This is a genomic window from Streptomyces sp. SID12501, from assembly GCF_010550245.1.
Taxonomy (GTDB): Bacteria; Actinomycetota; Actinomycetes; order Streptomycetales; family Streptomycetaceae; genus Streptomyces.
In genome coordinates this window covers 216,906-231,437 of sequence record NZ_JAAGLU010000007.1, presented here as the reverse complement: position 1 = coordinate 231,437, position 14,532 = coordinate 216,906, and the positions used below count along the sequence as shown (strand labels likewise).

General features: G+C 66.8%; 14 protein-coding genes. 5 read left to right on the top strand and 9 right to left on the bottom strand.

The window, feature by feature from the left end; genetic code table 11:
* The first annotated feature begins 82 nt into the window (after positions 1 to 82).
* The 3 genes from G3I71_RS10505 (at position 83) to G3I71_RS50275 (ending at position 2,536) form a co-directional block, all read left to right on the top strand.
* Positions 83 to 289: an FAD-dependent monooxygenase gene (locus G3I71_RS10505; protein ID WP_239149053.1), complete on the top strand. Its 207-nt coding sequence runs from the start codon at positions 83 to 85 to the stop codon at positions 287 to 289.
* Positions 290 to 452: 163 nt separating this feature from the next.
* Positions 453 to 989 (top strand): zinc finger-like domain-containing protein, encoded by a 537-nt coding sequence (locus tag G3I71_RS10500; RefSeq protein WP_164313689.1) that lies wholly within the window; start codon positions 453 to 455, stop codon positions 987 to 989.
* A gap of 473 nt (positions 990 to 1,462) precedes the next feature.
* Positions 1,463 to 2,536 (top strand): tyrosine-type recombinase/integrase, encoded by a 1,074-nt coding sequence (locus G3I71_RS50275; protein ID WP_343242905.1) that lies wholly within the window; start codon positions 1,463 to 1,465, stop codon positions 2,534 to 2,536.
* 50 nt (positions 2,537 to 2,586) lie between these two features.
* Here the strand turns inward: G3I71_RS50275 and G3I71_RS10485 are convergent, their stop codons facing one another.
* The 6 genes from G3I71_RS10485 to G3I71_RS10460 form a co-directional block, all read right to left on the bottom strand.
* On the bottom strand, positions 2,587 to 3,438 hold the full coding sequence (locus G3I71_RS10485) for an HEXXH motif-containing putative peptide modification protein (protein WP_164313688.1): 852 nt from the start codon (positions 3,436 to 3,438) through the stop codon (positions 2,587 to 2,589).
* Positions 3,439 to 3,454: 16 nt separating this feature from the next.
* Entirely contained in the window at positions 3,455 to 4,321 is an 867-nt protein-coding gene (locus G3I71_RS10480; RefSeq protein ID WP_164313687.1) for an HEXXH motif-containing putative peptide modification protein, read from the bottom strand.
* A gap of 13 nt (positions 4,322 to 4,334) precedes the next feature.
* Positions 4,335 to 5,234 carry an HEXXH motif-containing putative peptide modification protein gene (locus tag G3I71_RS10475; protein WP_164313686.1) on the bottom strand — a complete coding sequence of 300 codons (900 nt, stop codon included), beginning with the start codon at positions 5,232 to 5,234 and terminating at the stop codon, positions 4,335 to 4,337.
* 104 nt (positions 5,235 to 5,338) lie between these two features.
* A complete protein-coding gene (locus G3I71_RS10470) occupies positions 5,339 to 5,482 on the bottom strand; it encodes a hypothetical protein (protein ID WP_164313685.1) in 144 nt (47 codons plus the stop codon).
* A gap of 270 nt (positions 5,483 to 5,752) precedes the next feature.
* Positions 5,753 to 7,018, bottom strand: a complete 1,266-nt coding sequence (locus tag G3I71_RS10465; RefSeq protein ID WP_164313684.1) for an MFS transporter — start codon at positions 7,016 to 7,018, stop codon at positions 5,753 to 5,755.
* A gap of 303 nt (positions 7,019 to 7,321) precedes the next feature.
* A complete protein-coding gene (locus G3I71_RS10460; RefSeq protein ID WP_164313683.1) occupies positions 7,322 to 10,375 on the bottom strand; it encodes a Tn3 family transposase in 3,054 nt (1,017 codons plus the stop codon).
* 79 nt (positions 10,376 to 10,454) lie between these two features.
* Here G3I71_RS10460 and G3I71_RS10455 point away from each other — a divergent pair, with 79 nt between their 5' ends.
* Positions 10,455 to 11,489, top strand: coding sequence for an FAD-dependent monooxygenase (locus tag G3I71_RS10455; protein ID WP_343242904.1), 1,035 nt, complete (start codon positions 10,455 to 10,457; stop codon positions 11,487 to 11,489).
* Between the two features lie 49 nt (positions 11,490 to 11,538).
* The gene (locus G3I71_RS10450; RefSeq protein WP_164313681.1) at positions 11,539 to 12,078 is read left to right on the top strand and encodes a GNAT family N-acetyltransferase; all 540 of its coding nucleotides are present in this window, start codon (positions 11,539 to 11,541) and stop codon (positions 12,076 to 12,078) included.
* Between the two features lie 302 nt (positions 12,079 to 12,380).
* Here the strand turns inward: G3I71_RS10450 and G3I71_RS10445 are convergent, their stop codons facing one another.
* The 3 genes from G3I71_RS10445 to G3I71_RS10435 all read right to left on the bottom strand — a co-directional run bounded on the left by G3I71_RS10445 (position 12,381) and on the right by G3I71_RS10435 (position 14,430).
* Positions 12,381 to 12,743, bottom strand: a complete 363-nt coding sequence (locus G3I71_RS10445; protein WP_164313680.1) for a hypothetical protein — start codon at positions 12,741 to 12,743, stop codon at positions 12,381 to 12,383.
* Between the two features lie 176 nt (positions 12,744 to 12,919).
* Entirely contained in the window at positions 12,920 to 13,687 is a 768-nt protein-coding gene (locus tag G3I71_RS10440) for a GAF and ANTAR domain-containing protein (protein WP_164313679.1), read from the bottom strand.
* Entirely contained in the window at positions 13,684 to 14,430 is a 747-nt protein-coding gene (locus tag G3I71_RS10435) for an ANTAR domain-containing protein (protein ID WP_164313678.1), read from the bottom strand. The genes G3I71_RS10440 and G3I71_RS10435 overlap by 4 nt, the downstream gene beginning before the upstream one ends.
* Between the last annotated feature and the right edge of the window lie 102 nt (positions 14,431 to 14,532).

Sequence of the window (14,532 nt, the reverse complement as noted above, 5' to 3'; positions counted from 1 at the left end):
AGACGTTGGCCAACGCTTGTTGGCAAACATTCGTTGGCAAGACAAGACAAGAGCAAGGCAAGAGCAAGGCAAGGAGGCCGCCATGAACAGCACCGACAACCTGAATGACATGAACGACACCGCGCTGCCCGCCCGCACCGAGGTCGCCGTCGTGGGCGCCGGGCCTGCCGGACTCGCTCTCGCCGTCACGCTCGCCGCCGCCGGCGTCGACTTCGTCGTCCTGGACAAGCTGGCGGAGGGCGCCAACACCTCGCGCGCCGCCGTCGTACACGGCCCTGTTCTCGTATAGCTGCCGCCAGGTGGCGTGTAGCGCTGAGTAACCGCCATAGCCCTCGTTTCCCCCGGCGGTGTGGAAAACCGGCCTCGACCAGCGCTGCCAGTACCGGCGCCGTGGTCGGGCGGGCGCTCTGCTCCTAGCAGGCCTCCCGCCGCAGCTCACGGGTCACGTCGGGGTGGACGAGTTCGCCTGGGGCCTCCCGTCCTCGCTCCCGGAGAAGCGGCAGTTGCGTAGCATCGCCGTTGTCGCAGCACGATTCACGGGGAGAGGCACCCAGATGGCATTGGTAGCAGGGGAGTACGAGTTCACGTGCAGCGAGTGCGATGGGGACGGATCCCTGCAAGTCATCGGAACCGAAGGCGAACTCGTCTGGGACAAGTGCGACGAGTGCCGCGGCGAAGGAACCGTCAGCTACGACGAGCTGGAGGCGGCAGAAGCCATCGAGGTTGGCCGCACACCGCTGCGGACACCCCCGACGAGCGATCTACACAGCAGCCCCCTGAAGGACGAACTCGACCAATGGTTCGGGTTCCTGAGTGACCGCCAAGCCGAGTCGACACCCCCGGCCAACATCATGATCGGTTACGCCTATGGGTACGCCGAGGCGATGCTCTTGGCCGACCGCGAAGAACCGGCCCGAGAGAAGCTGGACTTTATGATCCGGGCGGCCGAGGAATTCAAGGATCACCCAGGTTTTCCCGGACCTCGGTGACCTGTTCGGCCGGCCACTCGTTGTCCGGCCATGGAACAGACCGGGCTTTCCCGGTCCCGCATCCAAACAGACCGCGCGGGCGGCGAGACGATCGAGCCGCGTTCGCCCACAGCTCGAACGTGGAGTTGTCCGTGTGCGGGTGAGGCGGCGTCGGCCGGGCGTGCAGTCGGCCCCTGCGCCGTCCACGGGGGAGGGTGGCGCAGGCGCCGCCTGCGCCACCCTAACTCGCCTGCGGTCCGCTCCAGCTGTTCCTCCGGCGCAGAGACGGGGGTCGAGTACGAACCGCGCAGAGACTGCAGTTTGGTGTCACATGATTTGACACCCGCCGAGCCACCTCCCAGCTTGCCGCAGTAAATGCCGGATTTACTGCGGCGGAGCCCCTACCGTGATCACCGCGACCTGCGGCGGGCGGTTCCGGCCGCCGGGGCGAGGTGTACGCATTTACTGCGGCAGTACCGGAAGGGTGGGACAGTGTGACGATCGAACCGGTGACCGAACTCGGGAGCGAGGGCGCACTTCGGTTGCCGCACGCTCGGGTCGTACCTCTGTCCGCCCCTCCCGCGTCGTACACCGCGGCGGTCGAGCGGTACCTCACCGGCGCGGGCATCGCGAAGTCCTCCGCGCGTATCTACCGGATCTCGCTGACGACGTGGGGATGGATGCTCACCGGCGAACCGGCACCGACCGGGCCAGCCCGCCGAGGCGCGAAGCCGCCCGTCTTCCCCGTCGCCGCGATCGACGACCCGGCGCTGCCGGAGGTCCTGGCCGAGCTGGCAGCGGCGCGGGCGGACGAGATGGACGCCGACACCGTCAACCGGGAGCTGTCCATCGCGCGCAAATCGATCGGCTGGTGGCAGCGCCAGGGCTGGATCGAAGGCGATCCCACGATCGGCATCGAGCGGCGGCCGGCACCGCCGGACCGCACCAAGGCTCTCGCGGAGAACCAGATCGCTGCCCTGTGGCGCCTCGACGTCGCGCTGCGGGAGAAAACGCAGTGGAAGATGCTCTACGAGTCCGCCGCACGGACCGACGAGGTGCTGTGCCTCAACGTGGAAGACCTCTACCCGCAGGACAAGCGCGGCAGGATCACCGCCAAAGGCGGGGCGACCGAGTGGATCCACTGGCAGTCCGGCACCGCCCAGCTGCTGCCCCGACTCATCGCCCGCCGCACCCGCGGCCCGCTGTTCCTCACCGACCGCAAGGCGCCGGCCGGAACACCGACGCTCGACGTGTGCCCGGAGACCGGCCGAGCCAGGCTCTCCTACCGCCGGGCTGAGGAGATCTTCGAGGAGAACACCCGACTGCTGGCCAACCCCCTCGCCTCACCCGACGACATCGAGGACCTGGACGGCTGGACGCTTCACCGGCTACGTCACAGTGCCCTGACACACGACGCGGAGGACGGCACCTCCACCCCGATGCTGCTGGCCCGCTCCCGCCACGCATCCGTCCGCTCCCTGGAGCGATACGCCCGCCCCGGCGTCGACTCGGTCGCCCGACACGTCGCCGAACGCGACCCCGCCGCACGTCGAAACGCGCCTCGCTGAGCAGGTCACCGGGCTGTTGGCGGTTTCCGGCGGACACGCGGTGTGTCTTGCTACAGAGCCTGCTCGATTTCGTGCATGCGCGTATGGGCGTCCGCGAGTAGTCCTTTTAGTCGAGGAGATGCGAGGGTATCGAGGTTGGGGTGTCGCATGCAGCGGTCGTAAGTATTTTTCGCGGTCTTGAGGATGTCCACCGTGGAGCCGTGGATCCCTACTCCCGGGCAGATATTAGGGTGCCGTTTTCGGACGGTAAGAATCTCCGCAGCTATGAGGAAGCTTTGGAAGGCGAAAAATATTGACCGCCGCCGGCCTGTGATTGCCGTTTCGGCTTCATTTTCTGGCATATCGAGAAGTCGATAGTCGGGGTGGTGGGTGTGACGCATGGCGTCCAAGTATAGGAGCGTGTGCGCAAATTCATGCGTGAGGCACTCGACTGCGTCCTGCGTGGTCCACGTAACCTGAGGATTCACGTAGACAAGACCCACGCCGTCGAACGATGACCCACTGCCCGGTTCCTGGGGCTCCGTCATCACGAAGACATGGTTCACCGCCAAATCGAACAGCGGGGCAAGCTCGGGCTCTGCCTGGCACAGCACGCGGAATCCTTGCAAGACTTCATCTATCGCCTGATCCGTTTCGCCGCTGGCGATGAGGGAATTACCCGTCTTATTCCGAGATTCTGGGCTGCGGAACCAACCGCTCAATTCGGAGCGCCAGATGCGGTCCCGAGTGAACTCGGCGTGCTGCACGAACTTCGCCGGCACCTCCGGCTGCTGCTTCGAAAGGTACACCTGATACGCGGCCTTGAGTGAGGGAAGAGACAGGTTTTCGCGCGACTCAAGGTATGGGGCGGAAAGTGCGATGATGTCCTGCAGTCCCTCTTCGGGACCCCTGAGGAAGTACATTTACCAGATTCTCCCGTCACGAGACCAGTGTCTTCGGTTGGATGGCGCTCAGCTGCCGTCCAGCCATTTCAAGAATGTCGAGAAGCCGAGGGCTCGCAAGATCGCCAATATTGGAGAGACCTAGCGCAGAGTCCAGGGCACGCAACGTATTCTCGCGTATTTCGCGCGACGGGGGATGGAGCTGGAAGTCTCTCCGGTGTCCGTGATGGCGTTCGCGGACCTGAAGCAGCTCATTGGCGACGAGGATACTGTGCGCGGACGCGAAGAGAGAGCGCCTATCGCTTCTGATTGCCGACCATACGAGGTTGTCCTCGTGGTCCAGTTGGTCATAGTTGGGATAGTGACGGAATCGTTGTTCGTCGAGCATCACGAGGGTGTGTGTCAGTTCGTGTATGTACGCTTCGACGAGATCCTCTGTTGACCAGGTGGCGAGCGGATAGATCCAGACGGCCCCGAGCGCGGCGCGAACAGTCATGCTCCCTGGCGTGGCACTGGCCGAAGAGGAGAATATCGACGTGACGGCCATCTGAAAGACCATGGAAAGCTCGGGATCGTATTGTGCGATCCGCTCCAGCCCAGCTTCAAAAAACGAGGCCTTATGCGCGTCTATCGAGTCCGAGCACGTCTCCTGCTGCCTCTGGGAAGGCGGGGTTTCCTTCGGTAGCCCGAAGAGTTCGGCCAGCCGAGAAGCCTGGACGTCATCCCTGATCAGTTGCGTGCCGTCCGTCGGCGAGGCGGGTACCTGCGGTTGCAGACGGGTCAGGTAGTCGCGGTAGGCCCGTGCCACCAGGGTTTCGCTGAGTGGCTGGCCCTGCGGCAAATGAGAGCGGACCAGAACCATGATCGTTTGCATATTGGGCGTTGTGCCGTAGAGGAAATACATGCTGGCCTGCTCCTCATACCTGGGCGAAGTCAGCCGTTTTCCAACCGTTCTTCCGAGCCAACCGTTCCACTTCGTCCCGGCAGTGGTGCAGGATCTCAAGTGCGTGGGACGTGAGGAGATCCTTCGTCGGCGGGCGGTCGATGTCCTGAATGGACCGGAGGGCTCCCTGGGCCAGTTGCGGTGAGAGTGGGTGCAGTACGGCGGAACTCGGGTGACCGAGGAACTCCTCGCGCGCCAGGAGGACCTCTGTGGCTACGACAGCACTGTGGTACGCCTTGTCGAGCGGGCGAACCGTCTTTCGGATGGCAGAGGTTACCCAGTTGTCCTGTTTGAGCAACTCCGGGTAAGACGTGAACAACCCGAATCGACACTCATCCAGGAAAAGCAGGGTGTGACCGAGTTCGTGTATCAGGAACTCCTCCAGGTCGCGATCCTCCCAGGACATGCGAGGATCGACCCACAGCACTCCGATGGCTCCACTGGTGGTACCCCCGCCAGCCATTCCGCTGGGGGCCTGGAAGACCGCGTTCACCGCGATCGGATAAACAGCAGCGAACGCCTCGTGGCGCTGCGCGAGAGACGAAGCACTGCTCTTTACCCAGTCCAGAGAGTTCTGGGCATCCTCTGCTATCAGTGGTGAATCGGTGACCACCTCGCCAAATCGGTAGCGCGTATCGGTCAGTGAGGAGTCGGCGCTGAACACATCCAGGTACTCCATAACGCGACTCGTGCGTTGGACGTAGCAGGGTTCATCGGCGGTTTCCGATGGGACGCTGGGCTGCACGGTGTTAAGGAATTCACGGTATGCCTGTTTAAGGCTTGCCGGCGTGACTGCTTGATTCCTGCCAAGGAAAGGATAGGCCAGCGCCGTGACGGTTTTCAGATTTTCTTCAACGCCGAAAAGGTGCAGCATTTCGTCTCCCAGCCGTTGTCGGATAGCGTCCCGATCCGGGTAAAGGTGCGGACTGCCGCCGGGGCGAACTCGCTGGAGTTGCCCCGGCGGCAGCCCGCTCAGGTTCAGCTGGCGTCGGCCGCGAACATCTGCAGCCGGTACTTCTTGGCGTCACCGCTGGTTTCGCGCATGGCCACAGAGGATTCCTGAGCCTGCGTGATGTCCTCGTCGGTGATCGTCGAAGCGATCTTCTTGAGGAGCTCGTCCATTTGGGTTACATCCTTTCTAGGGACCAGCCAAGACGGAGAGCGCAACACAGTTTGTCCGGACGTTGCATGCACTCTCCATGGATCTTTTCGCACATGCGGCTCTTCAGCCCCGCTGTTACAGGGCGAAATACTTCGACGCATGCGGGTCGCATTTAGCCTGGTTTAAGCCGAGTTGCTTCTGGCGGAATCAAGGGCTCCGATTTCCGTCTCGGAGATCTCTTGTGCCGAAGGGCTACAGGCGGCGTGCTCTTGACATATCCAGTAGCGCTGTCACGGCGCAGGCTCGGGCGCGCTGCTTTGAAGCGAGTCCGGTTCGATCATCTTTCGTTTCATGAGCATGCGTGCTACGCAGATAGCCCAGAACATGGCGTACGCGACGGCGAGAACACCGAGCACATGTGTGGCGCCCGTCATGCCGAGGGTGGCGGCGAGCGGCGCCACTGCCAGCGCTGACACTCCTTGCAGCCCGGAAGACAGGCCGAACACAAGCACCATCACGCGTCCCCGGATGTAGTCAGGGCTCGCGAGTTGCAGACCGTTGACGGCCAGGATGGCGCACGCCCCTACTCCAAGATGGCCTATCAGGGCCGCAGCCATACCCAGTCCCAAGTGGCTGACTTGCGCCAACGCCAAATACCCGAAGCCGAAGATGGCCAGGGCGCCGCCCGCGACGAACAGGCGCCGGCGTGCGGAACCTTCGGTGAGCCGCCGCCCCAGGAAGGGGCCGAGAACGGCGCCGACTCCCTGGGCCATGTACAGCGCACCGACTCCGGCATCGCCGACATCGAAGCGGTCAAGAGCGTAGACGGGCAGGAGACCGACCATGCCGTAGGAAAGGCGTAGCCCTACGGTCAGCCAGAGGAACGCGGCCACAACTGGGGTGACGCGTACGAATCGCCAGAGTTCGAGCGAATCGGCCCACACCCGCATGCGGTGAACGGCAGCGGCGGTGGAAAAGGGTCGGCGAATCCTTGCGATGAGGACGGCAGACACAGCGAACGACGCACCATCGATAATCAGGGTCGCCGAACTCCCCCAAGCTGCTGTGACCACGCCACCCAGCCCCGCGCCGACGAGAAGGCCTGAAGAATAGACGCTGCCGAGTGCGGCCTGTGCCAGTGGGAGATCCTTGCTGCTGACCATGTTGGGCAGGACCGTCTCTGGAATCGGGCTCGCCACGGCGGCGAACACCGACAAGGTGGCCAGGCCGCCCAGCGCAAGCGGCACCGAGCCCAAATGGAAGGCCAACAGCAGACCCACGACTGGCACGATAGCTGCGGTGTCGCATGCGATCCGCAGCCGGCGGCGATCAAAGCGGTCAGTCAGCGGACCAACGATAGGGATCAGCAAGACACCCGGCAGCGAGTTGACGGCGAACAGGAGAGCTGTGAGCCCGGCCGAGCCGGTGTGGTGGTAGACGAACCCGCTCAGTGCGACGAAGGTGAACCAGTCACCGGTGAGGCTGAGGGCTGAGGCACAGAACAGGCGCCTGAAGTCTGCGTTGGAACGCAATAATCCCAGAAGGCTTCCGGACATGCGGGAACGAGCACGAAACACCTGATGACTCCAAGCAGCAAAGACGTCCCGGCGGGAAGCGCGGGACGGACAACGAAGGACAGATCACTTCGCGTTGCCCAGCAGCTCTGGAAGAACGGCTGCTGGACAGCTGTTGGTCAGTCACGAGGGTGTGGCATGAAGGCACGATAGCGCCCGAACAAGGTCGCCGTCCTGCTTCATCCCCGTGGTCCCGTCCTGTCGACGGCCGGATGACCGGTGCCTCACAGGCCCTGCCGGGGCCGTTGCGTGCCGAGGGAAGGTCGACATCGGAACCGTCAGGATTTACTCGCCTGGCTGGGCCACCGCTCCGGCAGCCTCCTCGATCACGGGCGAGGTACGCGGAGACGGAATGGTGGGCCGCGCGATGTCCAGGTGGGAGCTCATATCCAGCTCGAAACGGCCGTACGGATTCACATGGGTCCAGAACAGCGGCGACAGGGCCCGCCGGTCCGCGTCGGTGAGCTTGTCCGCCCACTTCGGATCGGCCAGGACCTCCTGCACCAGCAGCGTGTTGACGTGTACCAGCGCGGACTGGAGCAGGTGCAGCGCGAGCATGCTGACTTCCTGTGACTCCTTGTCCGCACCGGCCAGGTCGCCGTCTTTGCCGTAGAAGAGGTCCTTGTTCGCGGAGTTCCAGTTCTCCACCACCTGCAACCCCTCGTGGATCTCCTGGCGCATCTCGACATCGGCGAGGTAGTCGCAGACGAACGAGGTCCGTACCGCCCGCCCGAGTTCCTCGATCGCCCGGTACGTCGGGTGCTTGGGGCCGCCGCGGGTGAACCGGCGCAGGACCTGCTCGGCCTCGGCGGTGCCCAGGCGCAGGGCGGTGGTGTACTTCACGATCTGGTCGTACTGCTGGGCGATCAGGTCCCAGTCGATCGTCTTGGTGGAGAGGACCGGGCCCAGGTTCGGCCACTGGTCGTCCTGACCGGCCGCCGGCCGGTACAGCCTCGCGGAGCCGATGTTCTTCAGCCTCGGCATCAGCTTGAAGTCGAGCATGTGCGCGAAAGCGAAGCCCACGATGGACGCGCCATGCGTGTCGGTGTACTGCCGGTCGACCACCATGTCGGTGCAGTGCCGCAGCACGCCCTCGATCATCGAGGCGACCTCGGAGGCCGAACAGGACCTGAGCTGGCTGTAGATGCAGACGGATTTTCGTTCGACGTGCCAATAAATCATCACGCCGGGGCCCCGGTAGCGCTGGTGCCACTCGGTCATCAGGTTCGAGGACCAGGCGCCGAACTTGCGGCTGTCGGAGGCGCACGCGGTGCCGGTGCCCCACCACATCTCGTCCCGGACGGCGAAGGTGGCGTTCACCAACTTCCGCAGGGCCGCCCGCATGTTGGCGCGGTTGACGAACAGGTGCCGCACCCTGCGCAGCGTCGCCTCGCTCTCGCCGTGCTTGCCGGTCACCGCGACCCTCTTGATCCCCATGTTCGTACCCAGGCCGAACAGGACCAGCAGCAGCCGGCGCCGCAGTACATCCTTCGACAGCATCTCTCTAGTGGCGACCGAGGTGAACTCGGCGATGAAGTCCGTGTCGAACTCGGCGTACTTCAGGATGTCCAACAGATCGATGGTGCCCCAGCGCCGCTCGATCTCGCCCTTGATGGCCACCAGGTTCTCGGGCTCCTCCTGCTTGCCGCGCGGGGAGACCCTGATCCACGGTTCGCCGTGCTTCTTGACGATCGCCACCCCGCCTGTCGTGCCCTCCGCCAGCGCCTGCTCGAAGCGGTCCAGGGAGGTGCGGAGCTTGCCTTGCAGAGCGGCGATGAACTCCCCGGCGTCCTGCGGCTGGCCCAGCGCGGCGTAGTGCACGTCGCGGTTGTCCTCGAAGTCCGCCGGCAGCTCATCCTCCGGGTCACGCCACCGGTTCGCCCCCACCACCCAGATCTCCCGGCGCCGCACCGCGTCCCGCAGCGCCACCAGCACGCACAGCTCGTACGGGATGCGCTCGACACGGCCCTTGTCGTCCACCACCGCCGCACGCCAGTGCTCCGGCACCACCCCGGCCAGCGGCACACTCTCCGCCGGATCGAAGAACGCGCCCTCCCTCAGCGGCTGCTCAAGGTAGCGCTGGAGCAGATCGATCGCGTCCATCACCGGCCGGTAGGCGGTGTTGTTGCACTTCAGCTCCAGCGCCCCCAGCAGCGGCGAGAGCATCCGGCGCCAGTGCGCCGAGTACGAGGAGCGCAGCACCGCGCGGACCCTCGCCTTGTAGCGGGCCTCGTTCGCTGCGGCCTCCGCCGCCAGCGCCTTCAGTGTCTTCTCCCCACCGACCACCGGGTAGATCACCCGCCGCACCGTGCCGGACGGCTCCGACAGGGCCGCCTCCGCGACCCGCAGCAGCATCCCTTCCTTGCCCCGGACCTTCTTCAGCTCGGCGTTGAGCTCCTTGTCGACCTTCCGCTCCGCCCGGGTGTTGATCTTCAACACGAGCTGGATGAACAGGTCCACCAGAGAGTCGGTGATCTCCGTCTGCCGCACATGGCACAGCGCCGCCAGCAGCGTCAGCCGCCTCGCAGGCTTCATCCGCTCCAGATTCGCCGGGTACTCCTTCGACGCCCGCGCCCGCCACGCGTCCACCACCTTCTCCGACACGTCCGCGAACAAGTCCGCAGGCAGCTCCAACCGCCGCACCCGCTGGAGCTTGTTCACCTCCGCCAGGAGACTCTCCAGCCCCGGCGCCCCCGGATCGGCCTTCAGCTCGGCGAAGTGCGACCGCCCACCGCCCGACACCGCACCCTCACCGTCCGCTCCCTCACCCGTCTCGTCCTCGCTGCCGGCGACCAGATCCTCCAGGCGCGAGCGCGTCGCATGCGAGATCCGCTCCACCCGGCTGCGGCAGAACCGGGCCTCGAAGTCCGTGACCGCCTTGCCCACCAGCCGCCCGACCCGCCCCGGGGCCGGCGGCTCGATGTGATCGTTACGGCACCGGGCCACCACCACCGCCGCCGCCAGCCGCTCCCGCGACAGCTCCACCGGACACAGCTCGGCGGCCAGCCACTCGGCCAGCCGCTCCTGGTCCTCCTCGGTGTTCGCCCGGAATCCGTACGCCTCGCGGATCTCCTTGCGGTGCCGCTTGATCCGGTCGCCCTGCCAGTCGTAGTCCGCCCACGCCCCAGCGGGCACCTTCACCTGCTGGGCCACGTACTCCACCGCTGCCGGGGGCATCTCCTTGGCGGACTCCGGGAACCGGGCCTCCACCTCGAAGAACTTGAGCAACAGCGCAAAACCCAACCGGGTCGCCCCGGACTTGTTCCGCACCTTCTTCATGTCGTCTTCGAGCAGCGTCCAGACCTCGATCAGGTCTTCCGGCTCCCAGTCCTGCCGCACCCGTGCTCCCTCGCCCAACCAGTTGGATCACCACAGCGTGGCGAGGCAGAACCGGAGAGAAGGTCAGAAGAGCACAACTGTGGCCGGAAGGTTACTGAGCGCTACACGCCACCTGGCGACAGCTATACGAGAACAGGGCCTACACGCCCGCACCCTGGAGGTCCTCGACGAGCTGGGAGCCTCCGAGGAGCTGATCGCCCGCGGCATCCGGATCACCCGCTTCGGCGTCCGCGACGGCTCCCGGCGCCTGCTGACCGTGCCGTTCGACCGGCTGCCCACGGCCCACCCGTACGCCCTGATGGTTCCCCAGTACGAGACGGAGAGCGTGCTTCTGGACCGGCTGCGGGCGCTCGGCGGCGCCGTGCACCGCCCGTACGAGGTCGCCGCCGTCGTCCAGGACGCCGACGCCGTGACGCTCACCATGAGCACCGGCGAAACCCTGCGCGCCGCATACGCCGTCGGCGCCGACGGCATGCACAGCACCGTCCGCGAAGCGGCCGGCATCAGGTTCACCGGCAGCTCCTACGAGGAGTCCTTCGTGCTCGCCGACGCCGTGATGGACTGGGCGCCCGGCCCCGCCGAGGTGTCGCTCACCTTCGGCACCCACGGTCTCGCCGTCGTCGCGCCGCTCCCCGGCGGCCACTACCGGGTCGTCGCCACCGTGGACGACGCCCCGCCCACCCCCGACCTGGCCTTCGTCCAACGGCTTCTCGACGAGCGTGCCCCCGGCCAGGCCAAGGTCACCGGTATCGCCTGGTCCTCACGGTTCCGGGTGCACCACCGGGTCGCCGACCACTACCGGGCCGGCCGCCTGTTCCTGGCGGGCGACGCCGCGCACGTCCACAGCCCCGCCGGCGGCCAGGGCATGAACACCGGCATCCAGGACGGCTACGCCCTCGGCCGGGCCTTCGCCACCGGGCAACTCGACGGCTACGAGGCTCAGCGCCGCCCCGTCGCCCAGCGGGTCGTCGCCTTCACCCACCGGATGACTCGTATGGCCACCACCCGCAACCCCGTGGTGCGCCGCGCGCGTAACATCGCGCTTCCCCTGCTGGGCCACACGGCCATGCCGAGGAAGCTCGCGACCGAGCTGGCGGAGCTCAACTACCGCTGACTCGACTATCACTGACTCAACTACCGCTGAAGGGAAGGGAAACGTGGACATGGAGACGGCGAGGCTGCGGATCCGAAGGTTCACCTCGTCGGACGCGCCGACCCTGGCGGCGTACCGGTCGGACCCCGAGGTGAGCCGGTACCAGTCCTGGGAGGCGCCGGTGCCCTTGGCGGACGCCGAGCGGCTGGCGGCCACCTTCTCGGCCGGGGATCCCCGCGCTCCGGGATGGTTCCAGTACGCCGTCGAGCGCCGGGACGCTCCAGGGCTGATCGGCGACGTCGGGGTGTGCCGCAGCGAGGACGGACGCCAGGCCGAGCTGGGATTCACGTTCGCCCCGGAGTTCCAGGGGCACGGGTACGCCACCGAGGCCGTCGCGCTGCTGGTGCGGTTCCTGCTGGTGGAGGAGGGCCTGCACAGGATCTCGGCCGCCTGCGACGGACGCAACCTCCGCTCGGCGAAGCTGCTGGAGCGGGTGGGCTTCCGCCGCGAGGGTCACCTCGTGCAGAGCGCCTGGATCAAGGGGGAGTGGACCGACGACGTCCTGTTCGGCCTGCTGGCCTCGGAGTACCGGGCGGTTCGTTCCGTCTGAGGCGGGCCGTTGTCAGGGTGGGCACAGGACGGGGGCAGGGCGGGGGCCAGGGGACGCCGTCTTACGGATCGTCTCGACAGGCGGGCGCCCGAGCGGCCGTAGACGCGGTCGATGACGGGGCCACCGAGCCATCGGCGAGCACGGCGGCGCCGGGATCACTCCGGCCCGATGTCCCCCGCGCCGAGTGGCGCCCCGATACACCAGGGCCTGTCCGGACCCGTCCCCGCTGACCGGACAGGCCCTGGGCCATCCGCAGAACCCGGCGGAGCTTTCCGTCGACAGGCTCCAGAGGTCGCCAGGCCCTAGAGACGCAGCATGCGCTGGGTGATCTCGCGGTACTGCCGCAGGGCGAGCCGGAGTTCGTCGGCCTGTGTTTCGGTGGGCTGCGTTTCGCGGCTCTGGTCCTGCCAGCCGGCGCGAAGGAGACTCCGGCGTTCCGCGAGGGCGTTCACGAGCTGGGCGGTGGCTTCGTCGTAGGCGCTCTCGGCCTCTTCCAGCGCCTTGAGCGGGGTGTCGGCGAAGGTGTTGAGGGCGTGTTGCAGGCGATGGACGATCCTGTCCTGTTCGTCCTGCGGGAGCAGCGGCTCAGGGCCCGGCCTGCGCCGCTCGGCGGAGCCCCGGACTTGGCTCGCGGGCTGCTGGGCGCGTGTCTGGTCGTACATCATCGGGGATCGCTTCCGTTCCGTCTGAAGGCATCTGGAAGGCGTCTGAGGCATCTGAAGACGCTGCGGTCAGGTGTGCGGTGTCGTTGCTCACCAGGAACGACACCGGTAACGGGGCCGGTGCGCGAGGTGCTCCCGATGGCCTCACGCTACTCCCCGCAGCGGGGGTGCGAGGCCGGTCAGTCGTGCTGGTCCCCGGCCCGGTCCGGCACCGGAGCGGGGATGTCCGAGGTGTCGAAGTCGCCCGAGATGATCTGCACGGCGAGGTCGGTCAGGCGCAGGTGACGGGCGCGGGCGTACGACCGGAACGTCTCGAAGGCGTTGTCGACGGAGGTGTCCCAGCGTTCCGCCAGGACGCCCTTCACCTGCTCGACCAGGACCCGGCTGTTCAGCGCGTACTCCAACTGGCTGTTCTCCACGTGCGACCGCTCCAGCGTGCGCTGCTGGAGGATCGTGATGGTGGCCACGTCGGCGAGTGCCTGGGCGAGTGCGATGTCGTCGTCGCCGAGGTGATGCGCCGTGGTCTGGAAGAGGTTGAGGGCGCCGACGACCCGGTTGCGCAGGCGCAGCGGGATGGCGTGGGTGGCCACGTATCCCGTCTCGCGGGCCTGCGGGGCGAAGCGCGGCCAGCCGGCGGTGGCCTGAGGCTGCGTCAGGTCGATGTTCGTGCGGGCGACACCGGTGCGGAAGCACTCGACGCAGGGCCCCTGGTCGTGCTGGAGCGTGAAGAGTTCCAGCAGCCGGGTGTGCTCGTCGGAGGCGGCGATGACCTGCAGTTCACCGTGCGCGTCCGCGAGGAGGATCCCGGCCGCCGACACGTCGAGCAGCTCGACGCAGCGCGCGCACAGCCGGTGCAGCAGGTCGATCACGTCGAAGTCCTCGACGAGGGAGTCCGCGATCTCCACGAAGATCTCGGCCAGACGTCGTTCACGGGCCATGCCGATCATCCCTTTCCACCCTTTCCACTGTCGGGCGATTGCGGCCCGCTCACATCGTCTTCGAATCGGAGCCTGCGGGCGACCACGTCCGCAGCGATCTCGCCGAGGGGGCGCTCACTGCCGTACGCGTGGGCACGCAGGCGCAGGAGCGCCTCCGCCATGGCCACGCCCAGTTGGACGCTGATCATTCCCGTCGCCTGGTGCACGACCGCGCGGCGCAGCCCCGCCGGTGGGTCCAGGGACATGTCGAACCCGCGCGCGTTCCCGTTCCCGCCACTCGGGCCCCCGTTCAGGAAAGCGCCGGTCAGCGCGGCCGTGAGGGCGCCGGCGTCCGTGTACTGCTGCCCGCTCAGCCGCCGGTCGCCGTCGCACAGCAGGGTTAGTACCCCGACCCGGACGGCTCCGATGCCCAGCGGGAAACAGCACACACCGTGTACGCCCAGGTCGTGCGCGGCCGGCAGCAGTGCGGGCCAGCGCTCCGGGCGAACCCGGTCCAGGTCGGGTTCCACGACGGGCGAACCCGTGCGGACCGCGTCCGGACCAGGCCCCTCACCCAGCGTGAACTGAAGCTCCTCGAACCGTGCGCCCAGCTCGGGATGGCACCAGACCGGCTCGGTCGTCGGGTCCGGGCCGGCCAGCAAAGACAGTACGACGCCCTCGACGCCCAGCGCCCGCGCACACGCCCGGGCCGGGTCGGCCACCTCGCCCTGGCGCAGCGACCGCAGGACCTCGGCCATGCTGTCGCTGATCACCGGTCTCCGTCCCGTGTCCGTGGCACTTCAGGATGGAGAGCCTCTCGGTCTCCGCCGTACCGCACGCGGGCCGGTCCGCCACAGAGCGGTCCGCGGGTACGT